This window comes from Pseudomonas citrullilanati (assembly GCF_030580855.1).
Lineage (GTDB): Bacteria > Pseudomonadota > Gammaproteobacteria > Pseudomonadales > Pseudomonadaceae > Aquipseudomonas > Aquipseudomonas citrulli.
Genome location: NZ_JAUQOP010000009.1, coordinates 70,608 through 94,066, shown reverse-complemented (window position 1 = coordinate 94,066; position 23,459 = coordinate 70,608). Strand labels below are relative to the sequence as shown.

28 protein-coding genes are annotated in these 23,459 nt (G+C 61.6%); 13 read left to right on the top strand and 15 right to left on the bottom strand.

The window, feature by feature from the left end:
- Positions 1-232: 232 nt before the first annotated feature.
- Together Q6A48_RS09235 and Q6A48_RS09230 are read right to left on the bottom strand one after the other, a co-directional pair.
- The gene (locus tag Q6A48_RS09235) at positions 233-571 is read right to left on the bottom strand and encodes a YceK/YidQ family lipoprotein (protein ID WP_304553741.1); all 339 of its coding nucleotides are present in this window, start codon (positions 569-571) and stop codon (positions 233-235) included.
- 90 nt (positions 572-661) lie between these two features.
- Positions 662-1,090, bottom strand: coding sequence for a GTP pyrophosphokinase (locus Q6A48_RS09230; RefSeq protein WP_304553740.1), 429 nt, complete (start codon positions 1,088-1,090; stop codon positions 662-664).
- 161 nt (positions 1,091-1,251) lie between these two features.
- On the opposite strand from Q6A48_RS09230, the gene Q6A48_RS09225 reads away from it, so the two are divergent.
- Positions 1,252-1,452, top strand: coding sequence for a hypothetical protein (locus tag Q6A48_RS09225; RefSeq protein WP_304553738.1), 201 nt, complete (start codon positions 1,252-1,254; stop codon positions 1,450-1,452).
- A 117-nt stretch (positions 1,453-1,569) separates the two neighbouring features.
- On the opposite strand, the gene Q6A48_RS09220 is transcribed toward Q6A48_RS09225, so the two are convergent.
- A complete protein-coding gene (locus tag Q6A48_RS09220; protein ID WP_304553737.1) occupies positions 1,570-2,481 on the bottom strand; it encodes a LysR substrate-binding domain-containing protein in 912 nt (303 codons plus the stop codon).
- 105 nt (positions 2,482-2,586) lie between these two features.
- Between Q6A48_RS09220 and Q6A48_RS09215 the strand changes: the two genes are divergently transcribed.
- The gene (locus tag Q6A48_RS09215) at positions 2,587-3,030 is read left to right on the top strand and encodes a PACE efflux transporter (RefSeq protein ID WP_304553735.1); all 444 of its coding nucleotides are present in this window, start codon (positions 2,587-2,589) and stop codon (positions 3,028-3,030) included.
- 206 nt (positions 3,031-3,236) lie between these two features.
- On the opposite strand, the gene Q6A48_RS09210 is transcribed toward Q6A48_RS09215, so the two are convergent.
- Positions 3,237-4,040, bottom strand: coding sequence for an APH(3')-II family aminoglycoside O-phosphotransferase (locus Q6A48_RS09210; RefSeq protein ID WP_304553734.1), 804 nt, complete (start codon positions 4,038-4,040; stop codon positions 3,237-3,239).
- A 116-nt stretch (positions 4,041-4,156) separates the two neighbouring features.
- On the opposite strand from Q6A48_RS09210, the gene Q6A48_RS09205 reads away from it, so the two are divergent.
- Complete coding sequence (locus Q6A48_RS09205) at positions 4,157-4,420, top strand: hypothetical protein (protein ID WP_304553732.1); 264 nt, start codon at positions 4,157-4,159, stop codon at positions 4,418-4,420.
- A gap of 55 nt (positions 4,421-4,475) precedes the next feature.
- Here the strand turns inward: Q6A48_RS09205 and Q6A48_RS09200 are convergent, their stop codons facing one another.
- Positions 4,476-4,655, bottom strand: a complete 180-nt coding sequence (locus Q6A48_RS09200; protein WP_369811676.1) for a DUF3606 domain-containing protein — start codon at positions 4,653-4,655, stop codon at positions 4,476-4,478.
- Between the two features lie 180 nt (positions 4,656-4,835).
- Between Q6A48_RS09200 and Q6A48_RS09195 the strand changes: the two genes are divergently transcribed.
- Together Q6A48_RS09195 and Q6A48_RS09190 are read left to right on the top strand one after the other, a co-directional pair.
- Positions 4,836-5,036, top strand: a complete 201-nt coding sequence (locus Q6A48_RS09195; RefSeq protein WP_304553731.1) for a hypothetical protein — start codon at positions 4,836-4,838, stop codon at positions 5,034-5,036.
- 268 nt (positions 5,037-5,304) lie between these two features.
- Positions 5,305-5,958, top strand: coding sequence for a hypothetical protein (locus tag Q6A48_RS09190; protein WP_304553729.1), 654 nt, complete (start codon positions 5,305-5,307; stop codon positions 5,956-5,958).
- 59 nt (positions 5,959-6,017) lie between these two features.
- Here the strand turns inward: Q6A48_RS09190 and Q6A48_RS09185 are convergent, their stop codons facing one another.
- A complete protein-coding gene (locus Q6A48_RS09185) occupies positions 6,018-6,446 on the bottom strand; it encodes a DUF2628 domain-containing protein (RefSeq protein WP_304553727.1) in 429 nt (142 codons plus the stop codon).
- 208 nt (positions 6,447-6,654) lie between these two features.
- On the bottom strand, positions 6,655-6,861 hold the full coding sequence (locus tag Q6A48_RS09180; RefSeq protein WP_304553726.1) for a hypothetical protein: 207 nt from the start codon (positions 6,859-6,861) through the stop codon (positions 6,655-6,657).
- Between the two features lie 392 nt (positions 6,862-7,253).
- On the opposite strand from Q6A48_RS09180, the gene Q6A48_RS09175 reads away from it, so the two are divergent.
- Positions 7,254-7,760, top strand: coding sequence for an anti-virulence regulator CigR family protein (locus Q6A48_RS09175; RefSeq protein ID WP_304553724.1), 507 nt, complete (start codon positions 7,254-7,256; stop codon positions 7,758-7,760).
- A gap of 145 nt (positions 7,761-7,905) precedes the next feature.
- Here Q6A48_RS09175 and Q6A48_RS09170 read toward each other — a convergent pair whose 3' ends face one another.
- Positions 7,906-9,756, bottom strand: coding sequence for a sigma-54-dependent Fis family transcriptional regulator (locus tag Q6A48_RS09170; RefSeq protein WP_304553722.1), 1,851 nt, complete (start codon positions 9,754-9,756; stop codon positions 7,906-7,908).
- A gap of 423 nt (positions 9,757-10,179) precedes the next feature.
- Between Q6A48_RS09170 and Q6A48_RS09165 the strand changes: the two genes are divergently transcribed.
- From Q6A48_RS09165 to Q6A48_RS09140, 6 genes are read left to right on the top strand one after another with little or no spacing between them, the layout of a single operon-like run.
- Entirely contained in the window at positions 10,180-11,274 is a 1,095-nt protein-coding gene (locus tag Q6A48_RS09165) for an ABC transporter ATP-binding protein (RefSeq protein WP_304553720.1), read from the top strand.
- Entirely contained in the window at positions 11,274-12,383 is a 1,110-nt protein-coding gene (locus Q6A48_RS09160) for an ABC transporter ATP-binding protein (RefSeq protein ID WP_304553719.1), read from the top strand. The genes Q6A48_RS09165 and Q6A48_RS09160 overlap by 1 nt, the downstream gene beginning before the upstream one ends.
- Positions 12,380-13,246, top strand: coding sequence for a carbohydrate ABC transporter permease (locus tag Q6A48_RS09155; RefSeq protein WP_042728292.1), 867 nt, complete (start codon positions 12,380-12,382; stop codon positions 13,244-13,246). Before Q6A48_RS09160 ends, Q6A48_RS09155 begins: the two co-directional genes overlap by 4 nt.
- A 10-nt stretch (positions 13,247-13,256) precedes the next feature.
- The gene (locus Q6A48_RS09150) at positions 13,257-14,057 is read left to right on the top strand and encodes a carbohydrate ABC transporter permease (RefSeq protein ID WP_304553717.1); all 801 of its coding nucleotides are present in this window, start codon (positions 13,257-13,259) and stop codon (positions 14,055-14,057) included.
- Between the two features lie 10 nt (positions 14,058-14,067).
- A complete protein-coding gene (locus Q6A48_RS09145; RefSeq protein ID WP_304553716.1) occupies positions 14,068-14,340 on the top strand; it encodes a DUF2160 domain-containing protein in 273 nt (90 codons plus the stop codon).
- A 41-nt stretch (positions 14,341-14,381) separates the two neighbouring features.
- On the top strand, positions 14,382-16,124 hold the full coding sequence (locus tag Q6A48_RS09140) for an ABC transporter substrate-binding protein (RefSeq protein WP_304553714.1): 1,743 nt from the start codon (positions 14,382-14,384) through the stop codon (positions 16,122-16,124).
- Between the two features lie 612 nt (positions 16,125-16,736).
- Here Q6A48_RS09140 and Q6A48_RS09135 read toward each other — a convergent pair.
- The 3 genes from Q6A48_RS09135 to Q6A48_RS09125 form a co-directional block, all read right to left on the bottom strand.
- Positions 16,737-17,678, bottom strand: coding sequence for an alpha/beta hydrolase (locus Q6A48_RS09135; RefSeq protein ID WP_304553712.1), 942 nt, complete (start codon positions 17,676-17,678; stop codon positions 16,737-16,739).
- 89 nt (positions 17,679-17,767) lie between these two features.
- Entirely contained in the window at positions 17,768-18,076 is a 309-nt protein-coding gene (locus Q6A48_RS09130; RefSeq protein WP_304553710.1) for an addiction module antidote protein, read from the bottom strand.
- Complete coding sequence (locus Q6A48_RS09125; protein WP_304553708.1) at positions 18,073-18,372, bottom strand: type II toxin-antitoxin system RelE/ParE family toxin; 300 nt, start codon at positions 18,370-18,372, stop codon at positions 18,073-18,075. The genes Q6A48_RS09130 and Q6A48_RS09125 overlap by 4 nt, the downstream gene beginning before the upstream one ends.
- Positions 18,373-18,519: 147 nt before the next feature.
- Between Q6A48_RS09125 and Q6A48_RS09120 the strand changes: the two genes are divergently transcribed.
- Positions 18,520-18,756 (top strand): hypothetical protein, encoded by a 237-nt coding sequence (locus Q6A48_RS09120; protein ID WP_304553706.1) that lies wholly within the window; start codon positions 18,520-18,522, stop codon positions 18,754-18,756.
- A 17-nt stretch (positions 18,757-18,773) separates the two neighbouring features.
- On the opposite strand, the gene Q6A48_RS09115 is transcribed toward Q6A48_RS09120, so the two are convergent.
- Genes Q6A48_RS09115 through Q6A48_RS09100 form a run of 4 tightly spaced genes read right to left on the bottom strand, consistent with a single transcriptional unit; the run spans position 18,774 to position 23,299 of the window.
- Entirely contained in the window at positions 18,774-19,568 is a 795-nt protein-coding gene (locus Q6A48_RS09115; RefSeq protein WP_304553705.1) for a ChbG/HpnK family deacetylase, read from the bottom strand.
- Complete coding sequence (locus Q6A48_RS09110) at positions 19,540-20,718, bottom strand: GNAT family N-acetyltransferase (protein ID WP_304553702.1); 1,179 nt, start codon at positions 20,716-20,718, stop codon at positions 19,540-19,542. Before Q6A48_RS09110 ends, Q6A48_RS09115 begins: the two co-directional genes overlap by 29 nt.
- Positions 20,718-21,407 carry a GNAT family N-acetyltransferase gene (locus tag Q6A48_RS09105; protein WP_304553700.1) on the bottom strand — a complete coding sequence of 230 codons (690 nt, stop codon included), beginning with the start codon at positions 21,405-21,407 and terminating at the stop codon, positions 20,718-20,720. Before Q6A48_RS09105 ends, Q6A48_RS09110 begins: the two co-directional genes overlap by 1 nt.
- A complete protein-coding gene (locus tag Q6A48_RS09100; protein ID WP_304553807.1) occupies positions 21,404-23,299 on the bottom strand; it encodes a hypothetical protein in 1,896 nt (631 codons plus the stop codon). Before Q6A48_RS09100 ends, Q6A48_RS09105 begins: the two co-directional genes overlap by 4 nt.
- Positions 23,300-23,459: the final 160 nt, after the last annotated feature.

Here is a 23,459-nt window from a genome sequence, read left to right as displayed (position 1 = left end):
CATTTGTACAGCGTCTGCCCGGGTGTGCCCGCTGTCGATGCACCTCGCCAGACCCAAACTGGATGCGTCTGGGTGGAGAGGCACCTGAAGGCTACCCGAGGACGTTTGTCGAGAACCTGGGCGGCCATTGCGCGCTGGTGACCGAGTCATGGTCTGACGGAAGGATCAATGGTCGCGTTCTGTGGACCAAGAAGCAGTCTCGACAGGCGGTTGCCTGTCCGTAGGCGCCCGATTATTCGAACCTGGCTTTCTTGATATCGCCATGTTTGTTCTGCAAATAGAGGGTGTAGGGCAATAAAAGCGTATCCGTTGCCGCCGAGACGCCCATGTCCAGAACGATCAGGGTGGGGGTAGGGTGTCCATCAAAACCGCTGCTCTGGCGTGGTTCCGCGTCCAGGGTGCAGTAGTCGAAGACCGCGCCGCTGTAGATTCGCGGCACCGCGTCGCAGTGGGAGTGCCAGCGAGCCAGTTTGTTGCTGGCCACGACATCGTCTCGAAAGGTTGTATTGATCGTGCCGCATCCCGAAGCTGAAGCGGTCGCGAGCATCAACAGCATCCATCTGGCATTCATTGAGTCGACTCCTTTCGAAAGATGTGAAGTGTAGTCGAGGCAGGATGCGCATTCGTCATCGCCCCGTCCGGTTGAATGGCTGGCTGGTGCCTATCGCTCCAGCGTCGTCAGGTAATCGATCGCCATGCGGTATTTTTCAATGCGCTCCAGGTCTTTTGCGTTGGGCGTGCCTAGCCGGGACAAGTCGCTGTTCTCCGCGAGGTCCGCCAGTTTCACCCGGCGCGCCAAGGGGTTGAGCGCTGCTCGCTCGATGAAGGCCTGGTAGGTTTCGCCTTCGCGTTTGGTGAGGGAGTCGATCGCGTCCAGGACCGCGTTGCTGAAGCCTGCACGGCGCAGGTCCGCAAGGGTAACGGTGGTGTCTTCGACCACGTCGTGCAGCACCGCGACAATGCGTTCTTCGTCATGGGACAGCCGCAACATGACCTTCAAGGGGTGCAGGATATACGGCGCGCCACCCTTGTCGGCTTGTCCTTCATGGGCCAGCGCGGAAATCGATATGGCCTTTTCAAGCGTACTCATTGCCCATTCTCCGTTTTGGTCTGTCCCAGGCGCCATCGCTTCTTGTGGTCAACACTGCACGGGTAGGCGCCGAAGAAGTACCGCGCAAGTATATTGGAGGGATGTAACAATGCGTTTTCTATTTGAAGCGGTTAAAACCGTGATCCAAAGAGAGTGAGCCAATGCCCGACAAACATCAGGACAGCAAGACAGCAACGGCCGCCGACATTGAACGCTCGATCCAGGCACTGAACAAGATGGCTGAGCGTCTTTGGGGCGACGGGCGGGAGGCTGAGGCGAAAGCGCTGCTGGGTGCCCTGGATGCCTTGAACAGGGCCCTCGATCGAATCAGGATTGGCGAGAGCCGCAGGGTGCTTCATTAGGCCCTGTATGAAAAATTTTGAGACGAAGGTCAGGCAAGGCGACAACAGCCCAGCCAGCGCAGTGTACTGGAGTACATGGGCATGGCGAGGCTGTTTTCAACGCAGCATGAACGAGTCTCAAGGCTTTTCGTGCAGAGCCATGGAAGGGACTGTTGCTTGCCCCCGTAGCCACTCGCTGAACACCCTTGCCGCCGATTGCCTCTCCCGCCCCGGCACGCACACCACGGTATAGCGCGCGCCCGCCAGGCGCACCTCGGGTCGATAGCCGACCAGTTGTCCGCGGGCGACCGCTTCGGCTGCCAGTACATTGCTGGCCAGCACCCATCCATGTCCGGCGATGGCTGCCTGCAGCGCATGCTGTTCCTCGTCATAACGCCGCAAGCGCGCGTTCTCCAGCCAGCCCAGGGTGCCGGCCTTGGCACACCAGGTCGGCCAGTCGACCGCTACGCTCGAATGGCTCAGCCACGGCACATCGATCAGTTCCACGGGTGCGCCTGTCGCGGGTGGTTGCCAATCGGGGCGGCAATAGACGCCGAAGACTTCGTCCAGCAAGGGCTGTTGGAACAGTTGCGGATCGGGGGTGAATTGGGCGCGGATCGCCAGGTCGATGCTGGCGTCACGGTGCAGGTCGACCACGTGGTTGCTGCTGTGCAGCCTCACCTCGATGTCCGGGTGCAACCGGTGAAAATCCCCAAGCCGAGGAATCAACCACAGGCTGGCGAACGCCGGGGTGGTGCTCACCACCAGGGACTGCGCGGCGCAGGGCGGCGACAATGCCTGCAAGCCGTGCTGGATATCCAGCAGGGCACGGTGCAGTTGCGGGTGGAGACGCTCGCCGGCGGCGCTCAGGCGCACGTTCTGGCTGGAGCGTTCGAACAGTCGTACGCCCAGGAACGCCTCAAGGCTCTTGACTTGGTGGGATATCGCCGCCGGACTGACATGCAGCTCCTGGGCTGCCGCCTTGAAGCTGCCCAACCGTGCGGCGGACTCGAAGCCGCGCAAGGCGGTGAGGGGCAGTTTGGCGAACATGGGCGGGTGGGTGACTCGGGTTGAGCGTGGCTCAATTTAGCTCATTTGTACGCACGGGCTCAACTTGCCAGGCTGTGGCCTCGCACTGTCCACAGGAGATCCCCCATGCAAGGCGCCGCCCGTAAAATCCTCCAGGCCGTACTCTATGAAGCGGGCGGCGTGCTGTTCGTGGCGCCGGCGCTGGCGCTGGTCTACGGCCAGGGCATGGGCTACTCGACCCTGCTGTCGCTGGTGATTTGCGCTGTCGCGCTGGCCTGGAACATGCTGTTCAACGGCCTGTTCGAGTGGTGGGAGCGCCGCCAGCATGACCGTCGTCGCAACTGGCGGCGCCGCCTGCTCCACTCCCTGGGATTCGAAGGCGGCTTGACCCTGATCCTGACGCCGGTGATCGGGGCGTGGCTTGGCATCAGCCTGTGGCTGGCGCTGGTGACCAATCTGGGGTTGTTCGTGTTTTTCTTTTTTTATGCCCTGATGTTCCAGTGGCTGTTTGATCGGGTCTTCGATGTTCCACTTTCAGCGCAGCCCGCTCAGCCTTTCGAAACGGATTGAACTGCGGGGCACATGGGTAGCCGAATGGGATATCACTCGGAGGGCAGTGCCATGGCTGACGAAAAAGACAAGCAACCACCCAAGAACGACCCACCTGCTCACGCCACGGAGCAAGAGCGCGAGCGTTTGAAGGATTTCAACAAGGACGGCATTCCGCCCGGATCTTCTTGAAGGGCGGCTGTTGAATCGCTGTTTGAATCCGCTTCCTAGAAAAATTCATCCAGCAGGCGATAGAAATAAATCCGGTCCTGGTCGACCTCGCTGATCCCATACTGCCGCAGGAAAGGTACGACCCAGTCCGCCCCCAATTCCTCGGCAATGTCCCGGGTGGCCAAGGCCAGGTCCTGGTATCGATCGGCGACGCCCAATCGGCCGCAGTCGATGAAGCCGCAAAAGCGGCCCTGCTCGACGATGAAATTCGGCAGGCAGGCGTCGCCGTGGGTCACCACCCGGTCGTGCCCGGCAGGCAAGCCGCTGGCCAATCGCTCAAGCAGCGCCGCAGGCGTCAACCCTTGGTGCTCGTCGTCGAAATCTTCCGGGTCGACCAGGCCTGCTTCCATGCGGGCGCGGGCCGTGGCCAGGCGGCGGGAGGGGCTGTGGTCGAAGGGGCAACCGGCGGGATCGAGTCGATGGAGCTGGCGCAGGGCGTCGGCCATGAGGCTCACCTTGGCTGCCGCATCAACCGGGGCCGACAGCAAGTCCGTCCCTGGTACCGCGCTCAATAGCAGCCAGTCCCTGTGAAGCCCCCGGATTTCCTCCATGACCCTGGCGCACGGGATGCCGGTCGTTGCCAGCCAGCGCAGTTTTGTCGCTTCGTCCCGTAGCTCGCCGAGTGGCCCAGCGGGTTCGGTCTTGATAAACAGGGTGGGGGCGCCGGTAGCCTCAAGGCGAAAGACTGCCGCGTCCGAACAGCCGGTGGTGATCTGGTGAATGCGGTAATGCTTGAAACGCGCTCGCCAGGCGTCTGGAAGGTTGGGGAGAAGGGCTGGTTGCTCGTCCTTGCTGTTCACATTCACTCCTTGGGCGTGGTCGATGTCTAGGAAGCCAGGATACTACCTATGTTCCAGCGCAGGAGGGAGTCGCCGGCACCGCGGTCATTGGTCGGCGAAACGTCTGGAGCGCGGGTTTGAGCCGTTCCAAGGGTTGTCAGCAGGCATCATGGGGATTACCCTGGAAATGTTTGGAATGTTACAAATATTTTCAGGGGCGACGATCACAAGTCGCTCCGCTTATGGATGAGGTGGAGAATATGTTTTCCCATGAAGGTGTCGCGTTAGAGGTGTTGCTGTTCATTTTCGGGTCGGCTGGGTTACTGCTGGTGGTCTGGTTCCTTCATTCCTACTACGAGCGAAAGACTGGAAAAGTAGTAAAAAAACAACAATCGCGCTAGTGACGCATTTGAGCGGCAAGACGCGAGCCCTACGGTACGCCGTAGGGCCGGTGCATCATTTCCCAAGGTGCTTGCGCACATCGGCGGCCATCGGACCGACCGCTTTTACCGCAGCTTTCAGCGTTTCTTCCGATACCCCGAATTCGTTGGCCCAGTACTTCAATTCCCAGGCTTCGGTCGTGCTGATGCGGTTCCGGTCTTGTGGTCCGCGGTTGCTCAGGTCATCTGCCATCATCGAATTTCCTGTGTAGGGCCTGAAATCGCCAGGCGACCTCCCATAGACCATCGGCGCAGTGTGTTTGCGCAATATGATTGCGCTGTCTCGCGCCGTTCATCCATTGCCCCGCACTTGCGCCGTTGCATTGCCTCTTATGCTTAAGCGCGGCTGATCCGCGCGCCAGAACGGAGAGCCAGCATGGAAATCGACGAAAACGCGCCAGGAAACCGGTCGCAGCAGGAAGTCACACGCGGTACGGATAACGAAACAGGCCACGATCCCAAGAAGGACGGGCCTGAAGTCCCCCTGCCACCGGACGATGAGGCGCCTCTCGAAGAGGACATGTCCGATGTGAGTGCCGCCGACTCGGTGACGACTGAGCATCCCGATCCTCGGTAATTAACCTCCTGCCCATGAAGCCCGGCCATTTGAGCCGGGCTTTTCATTTGCCGAGATTTTGTTGAGGCAGTTGCCGACCTTAGCCGCTTACATAGGGCATAGGGTAGAGTGCGGATCGTTCCGCTGGCTCAATATCGCGGGTCTTGAATGATTTTTGGAAGGATGTAAGTTGATGCGCAGGGGACCTGATTGGGTAGTGTGGTGCGTGAGTTTGGGGCTGTTCGTAAGCGGGGGAGTTTTCTTTAAGGTTGTCCCCGGTAGCCTGAGCATGACGGACTTTGTCGCGATGGTGTCCGCCGTCGGAACATTTGCAGCGGCAGTGGCTGCTTGGCAGAGTGCGAAAATTTCGAAAGAAGCGGCCATTCAAAGCCGCAACGCCACCCGGTTCAATGAGCTGACCTCTCACAAAAAACATTTCGATGAGCTCCTCCAGCAAGTGGAACGGGATCTCGAAGTGGTTTTCTACAATGGCGCAAAGCTCTACGATGATATTTTTCCGCACAACAGGGACTTGACCAAGCCGTTTTCCATCGTCGGCACCGGTGAATGTCTGCGTGCTTGGGAGAGTACCTATAACGCCTTGGGCAATTTTTCCCATGGCGGGTATAAGGAATCGATCGGCATCCAGCGCTGGGTCATTACCGCCATGCACTTGGCGGGCAGCATGCAGATGCGTACTTTGCGAAACAGCTGCCATCAGATTTATCTGGATGGCTACACGCCTAGCGGTCTGGATGAAGACCACCCGGCAAAATACATGATAAAAATCTGTGATGTATTGAACAGGATCTATCAGTTCAGTTTTGTCGAGCGGTCTGTCAGCGTGTTTCCCGCTTCAATCTTATTCGAAGAGGCCTTCAAGAATTACTTCGAATCTGTCGTAAACGGTAGGACGAATCACCAGTTCCGCGGGCCGCAGTAGCTTTCCAAGCAAGCGCCCGCGCGCTCCCCGAGCGCTGCGGGCCCTTTACTGGCTCGCAATCAGAAGCGCATGCCCTGGAACGGGTTCCAGCCTTGCTCGCCTTTGACTTCTTTCAAGTAATAGGCGTAGTTGGTCGTGATCGCGTACATCACCGACGCGGCACCGTTGAGGCCGGCATTCAGCGGCTTGGGAAAGTCCATGCCCAGGGCTGCGAAGATCACACTCAGTACGATGTTGACCAGGAAGATGATGCCGAGCAAGGCCAGGTTCTTTTTCCATAGGCCCAACACGAACAGGTAGATGGGGCCGAAGAAGAACGCGATGACGTTGGCGTTGATGAGGATCTTTTTCTTGAAGCCAGGCAGCTGCTTGAGGGCTTCCTTGTAGCGCGGGTCGGACGGCGCGCCATGGGTTTCAAAGAAGTTGAAGCGTTCCTGCCACTTGGCGCTGTATTTCCCGCTGCTTTGCACGTGTTCGCTTGTGCTCATTGTTTGCTGCTCCTGATGTTCCATGAAACGACGTTGTTCTTCCGAGAAGTCCTGTGCTCGGCTTTATAATCGTTCGGATTGGAAAATGCCCGTGGTCGCTGAAGCAGCCACTCAATCTGTGACGGGCGTCACTGTCGCAGGAGGGGGCGGGAATGAATCCGTGGCGAGGAGCAGGGCTCGCCACGAGAAATAACAATCGTCTCGGCTGTCAGAAACCCAGTGCAGCGGCCTCTGCAAACGCATGTTCCGGTACGCCAGCCATGAAGTGCAGCGGCAGCGGTTGTTTCGTCTCGATCGGCGCAATCTCAAAGCCACCGACTACCTGCCCGTGAAGCGCATTCAGCCGTATCGACTCCTCTTCCTTTGCCTTTGCCATTCTCGCGTGGTTCGCTGCGATTTCATTGAGAGTTGACACGGTACATCTCCGTTTGCTGACCAAGCCTTGATGAGTTTGCCGCCGCGTCAGAGTTACGTCGTTCTTGGCTGCTGGAACAAACCGAAGCAAACCGTGAGCCAGACATTGTCGCCGGTTGATCTTGCCATTGGACTGGCGACGAGTGGTGGGCTTGCGTGAGGAAGTCTCCTGGCAGACGCGTACCGACACCGCGACGTGCCCACCATGCCCGAACAATAAGTCATTGATAATACAAACCGAGTCATTCGCGCTGCCTGCATGGAAACCCTGGCGTATGAAGCCCAGGGCAGCTCGGTGGGAAGCGCCCGCGGCGTGCAGTGTGATGTGGAACTAATATCACCGCAGGTCTCTATACTTTACAGGGTTCATTCCCCCTTCTTGAGAGAACTGCCATGTTCAAATCGCCCTCGTTGATTGCTGTGATGACCTGTTTCGCTTTGGCGGCGAGCCCCGTCATCGTTGTCGCGGACCCGGGCAACGGCAAGGGTAACGCTTCATTCGATCAAGGCCCGGGTCACGGCCAAGGCGGCAAGGGCGGGCAGGGCAACAAGGGGGGGCAAGGCAACCCCGGAAACAAGGGCAACCAGGGCGGCAAGGGCAATCCGGGCGGTAGCGATTGGCATAACGGCCCAAGCATCGACCGTGGCGGTGTCCTGGGGGTGATTGGCGGGTATCGCGATTACTGGAGCCCTGGCCCGGCCTTGCCGCCGGGCATCCAGAAAAACCTGGCCCGGGGCAAGCCGTTGCCACCCGGCATCGCCAAGAAGCTGGACGGTCGGTTGCTGGGACGGCTGCCGCACTATGACGGTTATGAGTGGCAGCAGGTCGGCACTGATCTGATCCTGGTGGCGATCGCCAGCGGCATCATTTATGAGGTGCTCAACGGCGCGTTCGACTGAGCCGATGGCCGTCTGGTCAAGCGAATCCTCGTGGGAGCGAGCCTGCTCGCGAAAGCGGTGCGTCATTCAACATCGATGTTGGCTGATCCAGCGTTTTCGCGAGCAGGCTCGCTCCTACCGTTTTGTCCTTGACCGTCCTGTCGCATCAGCTTTCCAGCTGGCGCAGGCGTTTGTACAACGTATTGCGGCTGACCCCCAGCCGTCGCGCCAGGTGCGAGATGTTGCCGCCGGCCGCCTGTAACTGGCGGTTCAGGTCTTCGGCGTCGTTCAAGTCCACCGTCAGCGGCTCGGGGGTTTCCAGCGGCTCCATGTCCAGGTCGACAAAGAAGTCGTCGGGCAGGTGCTCCGGGCGGATCGGCTGTTCCTCGGCCATCGCCAGGGCGACCTGCAGCACGCTGCTGACCTGCCGCAGGTTGCCCGGCCAGGGATGGCGGTCGAACAGCTCCAGCACTTCCCGACTCAGGCCGGCCCATTGGGTCGGTTCACGGTGGTGTTCCCAGAGGCGTTTGAACAGCGCCTGCTTGTCGCTGCGTTCGCGCAGGGGCGGCAGCTCCAGGGTCAGGCCGCCGATACGGTAATAGAGGTCCTCGCGAAAGCGCCCCAACTGCACTTGCTCGCGCAGCGACCGGTTGGTGGCGGAAATGATGCGGATGTCCACGGGGAACAGCTCGGCGCTGCCCACCGGTTGCACGCAGCGCTCCTGCAACACCCGCAGCAACCGGGCCTGGGTTGGCAGGGGCATGTCGCCGATCTCGTCGAGGAACAGGGTGCCGCGGTCGGCCTTGCGGATCAGGCCGATGCTGCCTTTCTGATTGGCGCCGGTGAAGGCGCCTTTTTCGTAGCCGAACAGCTCCGATTCCACCAACTCGGCGGGAATCGCCGCGCAGTTGACGGCAATGAACGGTTGTTTGCAGCGCGAGCTGGCCTGGTGCAGGGCCTTGACGAACACTTCCTTGCCGACGCCGGTCTCGCCATGGATCAGCAGCGGAATGTCTTTTTCCAGCAGGCGCTCGGCCTGGCGCACGGCTTTTTCCACACGGCTGTCACCGAAGTGCAAGGTGTTGAGGCTGATGGCGTTGGCAGCGGGGGACGGCGTCGGCGAGGGCGTTGCCTCGGTGAACACCCGCGCCTTGATCGAGACCTGGCTCGGCCGCCGGAGCAGGCACTGGAAGCGGTTGCGTCCGGACGCCTGCAGGGCGAACGGCAGGCCATCGGGTTGGTTCAACAGTTCCAGCAGCGAGACCTGGAACAGGCTTTCGATGCTGACCCGCGACAGGCTCAGGCCCAACAGGTTGTCGGCCCGGCGGTTGGCGGAAAGTACCTGGCCGTTCTCATCGAAAATCAGCAGCCCGGCCCATTGGCTGTCGAGGTTGTTCAGCCCGGTGTTGAAGGTCAGTTGGAAGTGTTCGCCGCGAAACAGGTTGAGGATCAGCCGGTTCTCCACGGTCTGGCTCATCATCTTGACCATGCCCAGGGTGTGGGAGGGCGGCAGGTAGCTGTCGCTGGAGACGTCCAGCACGGCGATGACCTTGCGCTCGGCGTCGAAGATCGGCGCGGCGGAGCCGGTCATGAAGCGGTTGGCCTTGAGAAAGTGTTCATCGTGTTCGATGTGCACGGCCTGCTCGCAGGCCAGCGCGGTGCCGATGGCATTGGTGCCGGTGCAGCGTTCCATCCAGCTCGCCCCGGCGCTGAAGCCGTGGGCCAGCTTGGGCTCGATGAAGCGCTGGGTGCCCCAGGACGTCAACACCTGTCCCTGGTTGTCGGCCAGCATGATCAGGCAATTGGAGTTGCTCAGGATGTTCTCGTAGTACGGCAGCACTTCCTGGTGGGTGGTCTGCACCAGTGAATGCTGGCTTTCCAGCAACTGGGCGATACCCTCGGCGGGCAATGGGTCGAAGGCCGGTGCGCTCTGATGATTCAGGCCAAAGGCGCGGCAACGGGACCAGGAGGCCTGGATGATGGCCTCGTGGGACAAGGCGGGGGCAGGTGCGGCCATGGGGCACTCTCGCAGGAGCTGTTTTTTATTGTGGTGGTGAGTTTCGCACAGACTCCTTGTGCTGGGGCAGGCCTGAATGGCACTTAATACACCAGCCCCTTGTGGGAGCGAGCCTGCTCGCGATAGCGGTGTGTCAGTCACATCAATGCAACCGATCCACCGCTATCGCGAGCAAGCTCGCTCCCACAGGGGGGATGGCCAGGCCAGCCGGAAACGTTCATTCAGTGTTGTTCAGAATTGTTCATTGTCAACCGGCCGATTGTTCAATTGTTCAGTCCTGACTGTTCACTTGTGTTCATCAACGAACGCATTTTCCTGCCGGATTATTCAAAAAGCGCGCTGCTTCAAGGGCTTGCAATTTCTGGCACGGCTTTCGCTTTGACGCTTCGGTCGCTTGACTCCAAATAATAAAAAGGCCGAGCCATGTCACTACAGCTTGAGCACATCTGTCGCACCGTCGAAGGCCAGACCTGGATCGACGATGCCAACCTGAGTTTCGAACCCGGATCCTTCAACGTGTTGCTGGGCCGCACCTTGTCCGGCAAGACCAGCCTCATGCGCCTGATGGCCGGGCTGGACAAACCCGACAGCGGCCGCGTCCTGATGAACGGCGTCGACGTCACGAACAAGCCGGTGCGGCTGCGCAACGTGTCGATGGTCTACCAGCAGTTCATCAACTACCCGACCATGACCGTTTTCGAAAACATCGCCTCGCCACTGCGCCAGGCCGGTGTGTCCAACGACGTCGTCCAGGACAAGGTGCTGGCCACCGCCAGGATGTTGCGCATCGAGAAGTTCCTGAAGCGTCATCCGCTGGAGTTGTCCGGTGGCCAGCAGCAACGCACGGCCATGGCCCGGGCGCTGGTCAAGGACGCCGAACTGATTCTGTTCGACGAGCCGCTGGTGAACCTGGACTACAAGCTGCGTGAGGAACTGCGCCAGGAAATGCGCGAATTGTTCCAGGCCCGGCACACCATCGCCGTCTACGCCACCACGGAGCCCAACGAGGCCTTGGCCCTGGGCGGGACCACCACCATCCTCCATGAAGGGCGGGTGATCCAGAGCGGCAAGTCGTCCTCGGTGTATCACCAGCCGCAGACCGTGCTGGCCGCCGAGCTGTTTTCCGAACCACCGATCAACCTCATGCCCGGTCGTATCGCCGGCAACGAGGTGAGCTTCGCCAATTTCGTGCATTTCCCGCTGAACGTCGACCTGCGGCCGGTGGGCGAGGGCGAGTTCCGTTTTGGCGTGCGCCCCAGCCATATTTCCCTGGTGCCGAGCAACGACGACGACCTGGAACTGGCGGTGACCGTCGAGGTGGCCGAGATCAGCGGTTCGGAAACGTTCCTGCATGTGCGCAACGAACATTTCCTGCTGGTGCTGCACTTGCCCGGCGTCCACGAATACGACGTGGATGCGCCGATCCGCATCTACATCCCGACCCATAAACTGTTTGTCTTCGATGCCCAGGGCAAACTGGTCCAGGCCCCGGGCCTGCGTATTGCGAGGGTTGCCTGATGGCCGAAATACGTTTGCAGAACCTCGCCCACAGTTACACCAGCACCCCGGCGAGCCCCGAAGACTACGCGATCCGCGAGATGAACCACATCTGGGAACAGGGCGGCGCCTACGCCTTGCTCGGGCCTTCGGGCTGTGGCAAGTCCACCTTGCTCAACATCATTTCCGGCCTGCTCAGCCCTTCCGAGGGGCAGGTGCTGTTCGACAGCCAGGTCGTCAACGAGCTGAGCCCGGAGAAACGCAACATTGCCCAGGTGTTCCAGTTCCCGGTGGTCTACGACACCATGACGGTGTTCGACAACCTGGCGTTCCCGCTGCGCAACCAAGGCCTGGCCGAGGCGAGGATCCACACCAAGGTGCAGGAGATCGCCGAGGTCCTCGACCTGCAGAACCTGCTGGACAAGAAGGCCCGCAACCTCACCGCCGACGAGAAGCAGAAAGTCTCCATGGGCCGCGGCCTGGTGCGCGACGACGTCTCGGCGATCCTCTTCGACGAACCGCTGACGGTGATCGACCCGCACCTGAAATGGAAGCTGCGGCGCAAGCTCAAGCAGATCCACGAGCAGTTCAACATCACCATGGTCTACGTCACCCACGACCAGTTGGAAGCGTCCACCTTCGCCGACAAGATCGCCGTGATGTACGGCGGCCAGATCGTACAGTTCGGCACGCCCCGCGACCTGTTCGAGCGCCCGAGCCACACCTTCGTTGGCTATTTCATCGGCAGCCCGGGGATGAACCTCATCGACGTCACGGCGCAGCCCGGTGGCGTCGGCTTCGGCTCGACCCACTTGCCCCTGTCCGAAACCCTGCAGCAGCGCGTTGCCCAGGCCCAGGGCAAGACCCTGAAGGTCGGTATTCGTCCTGAGTTCGTGCATGTCTGGGACGGCCCCTACGACGACGCGATGCGAGCCGACGTGGTCCACGTCGAGGACCTGGGCACCTACAAGATCCTGACCCTCAACCTCGATGGCGCGCCGCTGAAGGTGCGCCTGGCCGAAGACAAGCCAGTGCCGGAAGGCACCGCGTACATCAGTTTTCCGGCCCAGTGGCTGATGGTCTATGCCGATGAATACCTGCTGGAACCGTTGAGCGAGGTGCAGCCATGAACAAGGTGCAGAACAACAAGGCCTGGTGGCTGGTGCTGCCGGTGTTCCTGCTGGTGGCGTTCAGCGCCGTGATCCCGATGATGACCGTGGTCAACTATTCGGTGCAGGACATCTTCGACCAGTCCAGTCGCTACTTCGTCGGTGCCGACTGGTACAAGCAGGTGCTGCTGGATCCTCGCCTGCACGATTCGCTGTTGCGCCAGTTCATCTACTCGGCGTGCGTGCTGCTGATCGAGATCCCCCTGGGCATCGCCATCGCCCTGACCATGCCGACCAAGGGCAAATGGTCGTCCCTGGTGCTGATCATCCTGGCGATTCCGCTGCTGATTCCGTGGAACGTGGTGGGCACCATCTGGCAGATTTTCGGCCGCGCCGACATTGGCCTGCTGGGGTCGAGCCTCAACGCCCTGGGCATCAACTACAACTATGCGGCCAATACCATGGACGCCTGGGTCACCGTGTTGGTGATGGACGTCTGGCACTGGACGTCCCTGGTGGCGTTGCTCTGCTACTCGGGGCTGCGGGCGATTCCCGACGTGTACTACCAGGCGGCGCGGATCGACCGGGCCTCCAACTGGGCGGTGTTCCGGCACATCCAGTTGCCGAAGATGAAGAGCGTGCTGCTGATCGCGGTGATGCTGCGTTTCATGGACAGCTTCATGATCTACACCGAGCCGTTCGTGCTCACCGGCGGCGGGCCGGGCAACGCCACCACGTTCCTCAGCCAGACCCTGACGCAGATGGCCATCGGTCAATTCGACCTGGGCCCGGCGGCGGCGTTTTCCCTGGTGTACTTCCTGATCATTCTGTTGGTGTCGTGGCTGTTCTATACCGCCATGACGCACTCCGACGCCAACCGTTGAGGCCCGCACGATGAGCAAGAAAAAGCTGGTTCCGTTGCTGATCTACATCCTGTTCCTGCTGGTGCCCATCTACTGGCTGCTGAACATGTCGTTCAAGAGCAACACCGAGATCCTCGGCAGCCTGACCCTGTGGCCCCAGGACTTCACCTTCAACAACTACAAGGTGATCTTCACCGACCCGAGCTGGTACACCGGCTACCTCAACTCGCTGTACTACGTGAGCCTGAACACGGTGATTTCCCTGAGCGTGGCGCTGCCGGCGGCCTATGCGTTCTCGCGCTACCGCTTCCTCGGCGACAAGCACCTGTTCTTCTGGCTGCTCACCAACCGCATGGCGCCACCGGCGGTGTTCCTGCTGCCGTTCTTCCAGTTGTATTCGTCCATCGGGCTGTTCGACACCCACATCGCCGTGGCCCTGGCCCATTGCCTGTTCAACGTGCCCCTGGCGGTGTGGATCCTCGAAGGCTTCATGTCCGGGGTGCCGAAAGAAATCGACGAGACCGCCTACATTGACGGCTACAGTTTCCCCAAGTTCTTCGCCAAGATCTTCATCCCGCTGATCGGCTCCGGCATCGGCGTGACGGCGTTCTTCTGCTTCATGTTTTCCTGGGTCGAATTGTTGCTGGCGCGCACGCTCACCTCGGTCAATGCCAAGCCGATCGCGGCGGTCATGACCCGTACCGTGTCGGCCTCCGGCATCGATTGGGGCGTGCTGGCGGCGGCGGGGGTGTTGACCATCCTGCCGGGCATGCTGGTGATCTGGTTCGTTCGCAACCACGTGGCCAAGGGCTTTGCCCTGGGCCGGGTCTGAGGAGTCGATGATGGAATGGATGAATTGGACCGTCCCGACGGCGGCTTTTTTTGGGGTCATCGCCTTGCTGCTGGCAGGCATGACCACTTGGGAACTGCGTTCGCCGAGTATTCCCCGGCGTGGTTTCCTGCCGATTGCCACGACCCGTGGCGATCGGTTGTTTATCGGTCTTCTCGGGAGCGCCTACCTGCATCTGCTGGTGATTGGCGTGACCGACTGGAGCATCTGGATAGCGTTCGCGCTGTCTCTGGTGTGGCTGTTGGCAGTGATGCGGTGGGGCTAGTCGAAAGTTCGAAGGCTCTTAAACCCAAACAGGAGGTCTCTATGTTCGATAAAAACAATAAGCTGCGACATAGCGTTTCATTGGCAGCCGCACTGGCGCTCAGCGGGTTGAGCGCTGTGGCCTGGGCCGACGCCTATGAAGACGCCGCGAAAAAATGGGTCGGCAGTGAATTCAAGCCGTCCACCCTGACGACGGAGCAGCAGCTCGAAGAGCTCAAGTGGTTCACCAAGGCCGCCGAGCCGTTTCGCGGCATGAAGATCAACGTGGTGTCGGAAACCCTGACCACCCACCAGTACGAATCCAAGGTGCTGGCCAAGGCTTTCACCGAGATCACCGGGATCCAGATCACCCACGATTTGCTGCAGGAAGGCGACGTGGTGGAAAAACTGCAGACCCAGATGCAGTCGGACAAGAACATCTACGACGGCTGGGTCAACGACTCGGACCTGATCGGCACGCACTTTCGCTATGGCAAGACCGAATCGATCACCGACCTGATGGCCAACGAAGGCAAGGACTTCACCTCGCCGACCCTGGACCTCAAGGACTTCATCGGGACGTCCTTCACCACCGCGCCGGACGGCAAGCTCTACCAGTTGCCCGACCAGCAATTCGCCAACCTGTACTGGTTCCGCGCCGACTGGTTCGAGCGTGCGGACCTGAAGGCCAAGTTCAAGGAGAAGTACGGCTACGAGCTGGGCGTACCGGTGAACTGGTCGGCCTATGAAGACATCGCCAAGTTCTTCAGCGAGGACGTCAAGGAAATCGACGGCAAGCGCGTCTACGGCCACATGGACTACGGCAAGAAAGACCCGTCCCTGGGCTGGCGCTTCACCGATGCCTGGTTCTCCATGGCCGGGGGCGGCGACAAGGGCTTGCCCAACGGTTTACCGGTGGACGAGTGGGGCATCCGTGTCGAGGACTGCCATCCGGTGGGTTCCAGCGTGACCCGTGGGGGCGACACCAACGGCCCGGCCGCTGTGTTCGCGACCACCAAGTACGTGGACTGGCTGAAGAAATACGCGCCGCCGGAAGCGGCGGGCATGACCTTCTCCGAGTCCGGCCCGGTGCCATCCCAGGGCAACATCGCCCAGCAGATCTTCTGGTACACCGCGTTCACCGCCGACATGACCAAGCCGGGCTTGCCGGTGGTCAATGCGGACGGCACGCCGAAGTGGCGCATGGCACCTTCGCCGCGCGGTCCGTACTGGGAAGAGGGCATGAAGCTGGGTTATCAGGACGTGGGTTCCTGGACCTTCATGAAGTCCACGCCTGAGAAACAGCGCCTCGCTGCCTGGCTCTACGCGCAGTTCGTGACGTCGAAAACCGTGTCGTTGAAGAAGACCATCGTCGGCCTGACGCCGATTCGTGAGTCGGACATCAACTCCCAGGCGATGACCGACCTGGCGCCGAAACTCGGTGGCCTGGTGGAGTTCTACCGCAGCCCGGCCCGCGTGCAATGGACCCCGACCGGGACCAACGTGCCGGACTATCCACGCCTGGCGCAACTGTGGTGGAGCCACATCGCCGAAGCGGCCAGTGGCGAGAAGACCCCGCAACAGGCCCTCGACGGTTTGGCCAAGGACCAGGACGCGATCATGACGCGCCTGGAACGTTCCAAGGCCCAGGCCACCTGCGCCCCGAAAATGAACCCCGAGCGCGACGCGCAATACTGGTTCGACCAACCGGGCGCACCGAAGCCGAAGCTGGCGAACGAGAAGCCTAAAGGTGAGACGGTGAGCTATAGCGAACTGTTGAAATCGTGGGAAGCGGCTCGTAAATAAGCGGTTCCTGATGGAAAGAAACGGCACCGGAAGGTGCCGTTTCTATTTGTAGGCGCGAGAATAAAGCCGAGTTTCTCCAGTGCGCTGAAGATCCCCTGTGGGAGCGAGCCTGCTCGCGATAGCGTCAGGCCAGCCGACATCTCATCAACGGATACACCGCCTTCGCGAGCAGGCTCGCTCCCACAAAAGGTTGGTGGCGCATACTAATCCTGAAATCACCCGAAACCCCTGTGGGAGCGAGCTTGCTCGCGATGACGGCAGCACATCCAAAATCTATTCAAGCTGACCCACCGCCTTCGCGAGCAGGCTCGCTCCCACAAAAGGTCGGCGGCGCACACAAATCCTGAAATCACCCGAAACCCCTGTGGGAGCGAGCTTGCTCGCGATGACGGCAGCACATCCAAAATCCATTCAAGCTGACCCACCGCCTTCGCGAGCAGGCTCGCTCCCACAAAAGGTCGGTGGCGCACACAAATCCTGAAATCACCCGAAACCCCTGTGGGAGCGAGCTTGCTCGCGATGACGGCAGTACATCCAGAATCCATTCAAGCTGACCCACCGCCTTCGCGAGCAGGCTCGCTCCCACAGGGGAATCTTCTACGGTGGGTTCGGTCAGCCGGCCTTGGCGCTATTGACCTGCGACGCTCCGGCCACGGGGGTGGGGCGGGGTTTCATCAAGTCGTCCAGGGCCTGGCGATACTGCCGGCCAGCCAGGCTCATGCTGTTGTTGTGGGTGGCGCCAGGCACCAGGAGCAGGCGCTTGGGTTCCTGGGCGGCGTTGAACAGTTGCTCGCTGAAACGCGGCGGTACGTAGCGATCGGCGGCGCCATGCACCACCAGCAGGGGCATGTTGATCTCGTGGATCTTGTCGATGGAGTCGAATTTCTGCGACAGCAACCAGCGCACCGGCAGCGAGGTGTTCGCCATGGCCGTGGCGACATCGCCCAGGGAGGTGAACGTGGATTCGATGACCAACCCCCGGGCCGGCGCGACGCTGCCGTTCCGTGCCGCTTTCTGGCCCAGTTCCGCCGCGAGGTCCACCGCGACGGCTCCGCCCAGGGAGTGCCCATAGATCAGCCTTTGCGCCGGGTCGGGTTGCAGGGCTTCCAGACGTGCCCAGGCGATCCGGGCGTCTTCGTAGACGCTGGCTTCCGACGGCAGCTCGCCCTGGCTTTTACCAAAGCCGCGATAATCGATCGCCAGCACCGAAAAGCCCAGGTCCCGCAATTGCTGGATGCGAAACAGCTGCCCGGTCAGGTTCCAGCGCACACCATGCAGATACAGGATCGCCGGGGCATTCTTGCGCTCGGCCGGCCACCACCAGCCATGGATATTCTCCCCGGCCTTGAACTGTTTCGGCTTGAGATCGAACTCTTGCACGCCACTCGGCAAACCACTGAACCAACTGGCCGTCCCGGGCTCGATCCGGAATACCAGCTCGCGCTCCTTGTGCTGCAACACGGCGCAGCCCACTGGCAGCCCGACCACCATCGCTGCCATGCAGAGCATCGCCAGCCAGCGTCGCCCGGTACGGGGAAGAAAAAAAGAACGCATCGAAAGGTTTCGCTACTCAGGACCCAAGGTGCGTTTTTAACAGATTCGCCGCAAGGATGGCGCAATTTCAGACGGCTGCTGACCGACGCTCATGCGCCTGTGGGGCCCTGCAATGGGTTGGGGCGCGCGCATAAATCGATGCCCAGTGCGTGGACCACCTTGAGTACCGTATCGAAGCGTGGCTTCGACCCGGGTGCAAAAGCCTTGTAAAGGCTTTCACGGCCCATGCCGGAGTCCCTGGCTATCTGTGACATGCCCCTGGCCTTTGCGATGTAGCCAATGGCGCGCAGAAACTCTTCGTTATCTCCGTCGGCCAGTACTTGGGAAAGGTACTCGCTGATGGCTTCGTCACTGTCAAGCAGCGTGGCCAGATCGAATGCAATCAGAGCCTGGCTCATACCTGTACCTCCTTTGCGATTTTCTTTGCCTGCCTGATGTCTGCGCTTTGGGACGATTTATCGCCGCCGGCCAGCAAAACGATAATCACCCCCTGGCGTTGGGTGAAATAAATACGATAGCCAGCACCCGTGTCTACGCGCAGTTCCGAAACACCATCGCCCAGTGACTTGTAATCACCCAGGTTGCCCGCCGAAACTCGATCGATACGTCGTGCGATTGCGATCCTTGCCCGTAAGTCACGTAGCGACGCGTGCCATTTGACGAAGGTCGAAGTCTGCTGGATAAGATAGTTCATTCAGCGAATGTATCCAAGTGGATACTTGGCCGGCAATCAGTCCTTCAACGTTTGCTTGTCATGATGTAACCACCCAACCCGATCGAACTCCCCCGTCCCGCCCTACTCGAACACTCGACAGCCATGAAAAACAACGAGGACGATGCCATGACGACTCAGGATTCCAGAGGCCAGGCCCGGGCGAGTGAAAAGGCCGGGAGCATGCCGGCGAAGGACGCCAGTGGCGAGCCGGTCCCGGTGGTGGAGCGTGACATCCACCAGCCGGACCCGGCCACCGACAAGGTGGACAAGGCGATCACGCCCACCTCGATCAAGAGCCGGGAGCAGGACGCCGAGAAGCTCCAGGAAAAGGTCGGGCAGGTGGAGAAGAAGCTCGATCGGTGACCAGGCAATACGGCCCCTCAACGCGCATCCCCATACTCGACCCGCATCGGCGGTCGTCGCTTCCCGCGATAGGGCACTTTCGGCACGCCTGCCAGGCGCTTGTGCAGCACTTGGGTCAGTGATTCGCCGGGCGCCAGGTAGGCGTCGCCGAAATCCCCGTCGAGGTCCAGGGGATGGACGATCACTTCGAGGATGCCATGGGCGGGCGGGGCCGCGTGGTGCAGGTCGGCCGGGGTGCAGACGTAGTCGGCCGTCGCGCCACTGAGGGTGCGCATGCGTCGGTTGAGCAGGTGCTTGAAGAGGCGCTTGGGCAGGTTCAGGTTCGCTCCCAGGTTGCGGGCCAGGCGGATGGGCACGCCATGGCGTTTGGCGAAACGGGCCACCAGTTCGCCGATGGGCCAGATGTTGTGCACGTGTTGGTGGGAATCGAGGTGGCTGGGGTGCAGGCCATGATCCAGGCAGCGTTGCCATTGCGCCTCGAGTTCGTCTTGCACCGCCGCGAGGTCTTTTGCGCCCAGGCGCAGGCAGTAGCGCGACAGGTTGAGGTCGAATTCGCCATTGACGCCGCAAAACACGGGCCGTGAGGCGATCGCCTGGCTTAACGGCGCACCATGGCTGAGGTTGAAGTGCAGGCCGATTCGACCCTTGAGCAGCGGCTGCCGTGCCAGTGCACAGGCCTGTTCGAACGCCGGCATGTTGGCCATGGCCGTGGCGGAGCTGATGACGCCGGCTTCGAAGGCTCGCAGGATGATCGCGTTTTCACTGAGGCTGAGCCCGAAGTCGTCAGCGTTGACGATCACTTGTTGAGGCATTCACATTCTCCTGGTGCTTGATAAGAGGGGGGCAAGGGGTTGTCGGGGATGATCCGGCGGGGCGCTTGCGGAGCCATGGCTTGAGACTTTTCCATAGTCGCAAGGCGAACCCCAGGACCAGCCCGCCGGGTTGCCATGAATAAAAACTCCAACGCAAGTGTTCCAATTGTCCGGTCATGCGTTCATGCAGTTGATGGCTGGAATTTTCCAGGCTGACCCGGGACGCATCGATCCAGCGCCAGTTGTCATCCAGCCCCCAACGAATCCACTCCTCCAGCAGTACCCGGCCGCTGCCCAGATCGGCATGCTCCGGCAGGAATGCCAGGTTGTAGTCGTACAGCCGGCCCTGTTCCAGCAGGCCCAGGCGGTAACTGATGCAGCGCCCGTCCAGCTCCAGTACCACCACGCGTACCAGGCCTTGGTCGGCGAGGGCCGTGAAGGCATGTTTCATCCATTGCCGGCGCATCGGGTCGGAAAAGATGCCGACACCTTCGTCACCCTTCCAACTGGCCGCCTCGACCTCGGCGAGTTCCTGCAACAGCAGGCCCATGTCGATGGCATTGGGGGTGAGCCGGCGGATCTGCGCGCCACACGCGGCGATGCGCTTGCGGGCCCTGCGTAATTTATAGCGGGGATCGCCGGAGATTTCCTGACGGTCGCTGTCGCTGATCAGGTGCACCGGCACCCGGCAGCTCAAGCGCCGCTCGCCAGTGGAGCTCAATGCCATCCAGGCACTCAGCACGCTTTGCTCGCCCACCGCCTCGACCACTTCGTTCAATTGCAGCAAGGCGTGGGGCAGTTGCTGGCGGATTTGCATCAGCGCCTGGCCCATGCTGTCAGCGTCGACGTCGACCAGCAGCGCGATCCGGTCCGCCAACGGAAAACCCAGGTGACGCAACACCCGAAACCGCAGCCCGCCGATGCGCTCGCGCGCGCTGACCAGCGGCAGGCACAGGCTCAACACCTGGTCTTGCCACCCCAACAGTACGTGCAGCTCCTGGTCGGGTTGCAGCGCCAGTTCCGCCGCTTGCAACCAGGCCAGGTTGTTGAACGGTGTGTAGTCGGGCACCCGGGTTCGCAGCTGGTCGTAAGCCGTAGCGGGGAAGTCCGTGGCGAGCAGCGAGCGCTGCCATTCGAAGCGGATTGCCATCAGGCGGCCGCCGCCGTGGTGGCGGGGCGGCCCGGTTTGCGGAAAGGATCCAGCACCGAACCGGTGTAGAACGTATCGCGGGAGAAGCGCCAGCGCCCGAACAGGCAGTACACGTGGGTGATCTGGCCGCGCTCCTTGAAGTCCATGCGGATGTGCATCTTGATCGCCGGGATGTTCTGCAAGTCGCAGACATCGACCATCTTGGTGCAGCCTTTTCCCTCCATGACCTTCCACATTTGCTGCTGGACGTCCGCCGACATCTGGGTTCCCCAATACGCACGGGCGATCTCCCCGTTGAACTGGAAGTACTCGCCGGGCCCGATCGGGAACAGGCAGCGATAGAAGTGGCGATCGTAATAGTCGCGGGTGCTGCCCCAGGCGAACCCCACCGCGTCGCCCTGGTCGTCCAGGTACATCAGGCCGGTGTAGCCCTCGACCGCCAGTTCGCGCACGGTTTCGATGCGGTCGCCGAAATACTTGGCGAACGCGTCGGCATTGCTGACGGTGATGAATTCCAGGCGCACCGGCCGGTAGGGCTTGAGGTTGTTCGGCGGAATGGGGACTCGCAAATCGTGCTCCAGCCACACCAACTGCGCATGGGAAAACACGAAGTGGCGTATCACCTGCTTGAACACGGCACGCAGGCCTTTCTTCTGGATACGGTCGCGAAGTTTCTGCAGTACGTTCATGGTGCCTCCTGACGGGGGGCGGGTGGGGGAAGGGACGCGCTGGTCCAGGCCAGGGCAAACAGGGTTTCGCTGGGCAGGGGGAAGTGGATCCGCCCGGCTTCGCAGGTGAACGCCGCGTTGCGGCTGCGGTTGTCCGGGCCGAAGTACACCAGGGCCGCCTGTGCCTCAGGGCAGGGCACGCCCGCGATGCCGACCTGCTGCATGCGTGTGGTCTTGTTCACGCCCAGCAGGCTGCGCTGTCTGCCGGTGGCCATCGCCAGGGCGTCCACCTCAAAGGCGTCGTTGTCCAGGCGCAGCACCTGGCCGAGCCAGTGCTGCTGGATGAATTGCTGGGCCAGGCCCACCGGCTTGAGTTCGAAGCGACCGTCGCCCAGCACCCGCACCATGCCCTTGGGGTACTCCGGTTCGTCGGCGGCCTGGAACCAGTTGAGCATGTCGAGCAGGCCATCGGCGGAAGCGTTGATCACCACGGATGTCCACCACAGGGCCGCGTAGTGGGTTTCCTGGTCGTAGGGGCTCAGGCTCGAACCGCTGGACATGTTGGTCTGGTCCAGCAGCAGCGCCTTGCGTGGCCGGCCGGCGTTGTCCAGCCCCACCAGCTCGGCGGCCTGCCGCACGCTGTGGCGGTACACCCTTGTGGCCAGCAGGTCGCGGATCATCCATTCGTGCCAGGCCAGGGCATCGACCTGGTCGCCGTACCGGGCCAGCAGGCGCCGTGCCCAGTCGATGCCGCGTTTCTCGGCGGCGTTCTCGGCCAGCGGACCGTTGGTGAAGCGGGAGCTGGCGGGGATCGCGAGGCGCACGCCGGCACGGACGTTGGCGGGCAGGGCGCGAGCCTCCCTGGCCATGCTCTCGAACAAGGCCTGGTAGCTGGCGAAGTCGGGGTAGTTGAGGTTGGGCTCATCGGCGAAGCCGAGGTAGTGCACGCCTTTGCCGCCCAGGGCGCGGGTCGCGTCGAGCCACGCCTGCAAGCCGTTGTTGCTGGTCCGGTCGGCCTGCAGGTCGGCCTTGCGTCCGCTGCCGGCGAGCAGGGTGATGTCCAGGTCGATGCCGAAGCGGTCCTGGTACAGGCGCCGGAACCGATCTTCATAGGCGGGGTTGGCGGCGGTGATGTCGACGATGCTGTAGTAGCTGGCCGCCTGGGGCTTGAGCGCGTCGATGACCGCGTAGGCGGAGGGCGGCGGCATGACGTAGGGCAGGGATACTCCCAGCCTCGGCGTGTTGCCCAGCGCTTCGGCATGCACCGTCAGCTGCACGTGCCCCGGGTCTTGGCGAAGCGGTTGCAGTTGCGCCGGCGCCTGGGCGAACAGGTTGGCGGTGCCGTCCAGCCAGAATGCCGCCTTGCCGTTGCCCAGCAGGTGCAGGCGCCAGGTCTGCTCGACGTCGGCGACGGGCAGGGCCACTTGGTCGAACTGCCAATAGGCGCGGTACGGCTTGAGGTTCAGTTGCAGTTGCTTGCCGTCGGCCACGCGCCGGGCTTGCAGGCCGTGCACGCCGCCGTGGAACTTGCCCGCCAGCACCGCACGCTCGCCAGCGGCGACCTTGAAATACAGCTCGTCGCCGTCATGGGCCTCCAGGCTGAAATGCACCTTGGCCGGGGCGAACAGCGCCTGGGTGCGCGCATCGTGTTCAAGGGTGTAGCGCCGGAAACTGTAGCCGGGGATTTCCAGCCGGTAGCTGGCCGGGCCGGGCAGCAACGGCCATGGCTGCTCGCCGCGTTCCTGGTCGGGCTTGATCAGGCGCTGCCCCGCCAGGCGACCCTGGCCGTCCAGCAGGTAGATGTGCTCGGCGTTGGCGTTGGCCTGCCAGGCCGGCACCCAGCGCACGGTCACCGTGTCCGGCCGATCGGTCTGTAAGTACAGGCTGCCATCGCGGATGCCGGTCCAGGCCATGGAGCCGCCCTGGGCTGAGAAGGCCAGGGCCCATAGGCAGGCGGCCAATGCCCGGCACCGGGTTGGTCCCTTCCCGAGCAGGCTCGCTCCCACAGGGGGCAATGATGTCCTCGTGGGAGCGAGCCTGCTCGCGAAAGCGAACGGCCAGGCCATTGAAAAC

What these genes read in the sequence shown, in the direction of transcription:
- Q6A48_RS09155 (WP_042728292.1), top strand. Translation starts at nt 12,380, where the DNA reads ATGAACAAGGTGCAGAACAACAAGGCCTGGTGGCTGGTGCTGCCGGTG.
- Q6A48_RS09220 (WP_304553737.1), bottom strand. Translation starts at nt 2,481, where the DNA reads ATGTTCGCCAAACTGCCCCTCACCGCCTTGCGCGGCTTCGAGTCCGCC.
- Q6A48_RS09140 (WP_304553714.1), top strand. Translation starts at nt 14,382, where the DNA reads ATGTTCGATAAAAACAATAAGCTGCGACATAGCGTTTCATTGGCAGCC.
- Q6A48_RS09225 (WP_304553738.1), top strand. Translation starts at nt 1,252, where the DNA reads ATGCCCGACAAACATCAGGACAGCAAGACAGCAACGGCCGCCGACATT.
- Q6A48_RS09115 (WP_304553705.1), bottom strand. Translation starts at nt 19,568, where the DNA reads ATGCCTCAACAAGTGATCGTCAACGCTGACGACTTCGGGCTCAGCCTC.
- Q6A48_RS09160 (WP_304553719.1), top strand. Translation starts at nt 11,274, where the DNA reads ATGGCCGAAATACGTTTGCAGAACCTCGCCCACAGTTACACCAGCACC.
- Q6A48_RS09125 (WP_304553708.1), bottom strand. Translation starts at nt 18,372, where the DNA reads ATGAACTATCTTATCCAGCAGACTTCGACCTTCGTCAAATGGCACGCG.
- Q6A48_RS09120 (WP_304553706.1), top strand. Translation starts at nt 18,520, where the DNA reads ATGACGACTCAGGATTCCAGAGGCCAGGCCCGGGCGAGTGAAAAGGCC.
- Q6A48_RS09175 (WP_304553724.1), top strand. Translation starts at nt 7,254, where the DNA reads ATGTTCAAATCGCCCTCGTTGATTGCTGTGATGACCTGTTTCGCTTTG.
- Q6A48_RS09110 (WP_304553702.1), bottom strand. Translation starts at nt 20,718, where the DNA reads ATGGCAATCCGCTTCGAATGGCAGCGCTCGCTGCTCGCCACGGACTTC.
- Q6A48_RS09130 (WP_304553710.1), bottom strand. Translation starts at nt 18,076, where the DNA reads ATGAGCCAGGCTCTGATTGCATTCGATCTGGCCACGCTGCTTGACAGT.
- Q6A48_RS09235 (WP_304553741.1), bottom strand. Translation starts at nt 571, where the DNA reads ATGAATGCCAGATGGATGCTGTTGATGCTCGCGACCGCTTCAGCTTCG.
- Q6A48_RS09190 (WP_304553729.1), top strand. Translation starts at nt 5,305, where the DNA reads ATGACGGACTTTGTCGCGATGGTGTCCGCCGTCGGAACATTTGCAGCG.
- Q6A48_RS09145 (WP_304553716.1), top strand. Translation starts at nt 14,068, where the DNA reads ATGGAATGGATGAATTGGACCGTCCCGACGGCGGCTTTTTTTGGGGTC.
- Q6A48_RS09165 (WP_304553720.1), top strand. Translation starts at nt 10,180, where the DNA reads ATGTCACTACAGCTTGAGCACATCTGTCGCACCGTCGAAGGCCAGACC.
- Q6A48_RS09150 (WP_304553717.1), top strand. Translation starts at nt 13,257, where the DNA reads ATGAGCAAGAAAAAGCTGGTTCCGTTGCTGATCTACATCCTGTTCCTG.
- Q6A48_RS09100 (WP_304553807.1), bottom strand. Translation starts at nt 23,299, where the DNA reads ATGGCCTGGACCGGCATCCGCGATGGCAGCCTGTACTTACAGACCGAT.
- Q6A48_RS09135 (WP_304553712.1), bottom strand. Translation starts at nt 17,678, where the DNA reads ATGCGTTCTTTTTTTCTTCCCCGTACCGGGCGACGCTGGCTGGCGATG.
- Q6A48_RS09105 (WP_304553700.1), bottom strand. Translation starts at nt 21,407, where the DNA reads ATGAACGTACTGCAGAAACTTCGCGACCGTATCCAGAAGAAAGGCCTG.
- Q6A48_RS09230 (WP_304553740.1), bottom strand. Translation starts at nt 1,090, where the DNA reads ATGAGTACGCTTGAAAAGGCCATATCGATTTCCGCGCTGGCCCATGAA.
- Q6A48_RS09200 (WP_369811676.1), bottom strand. Translation starts at nt 4,655, where the DNA reads ATGATGGCAGATGACCTGAGCAACCGCGGACCACAAGACCGGAACCGC.
- Q6A48_RS09215 (WP_304553735.1), top strand. Translation starts at nt 2,587, where the DNA reads ATGCAAGGCGCCGCCCGTAAAATCCTCCAGGCCGTACTCTATGAAGCG.
- Q6A48_RS09170 (WP_304553722.1), bottom strand. Translation starts at nt 9,756, where the DNA reads ATGGCCGCACCTGCCCCCGCCTTGTCCCACGAGGCCATCATCCAGGCC.
- Q6A48_RS09185 (WP_304553727.1), bottom strand. Translation starts at nt 6,446, where the DNA reads ATGAGCACAAGCGAACACGTGCAAAGCAGCGGGAAATACAGCGCCAAG.
- Q6A48_RS09195 (WP_304553731.1), top strand. Translation starts at nt 4,836, where the DNA reads ATGGAAATCGACGAAAACGCGCCAGGAAACCGGTCGCAGCAGGAAGTC.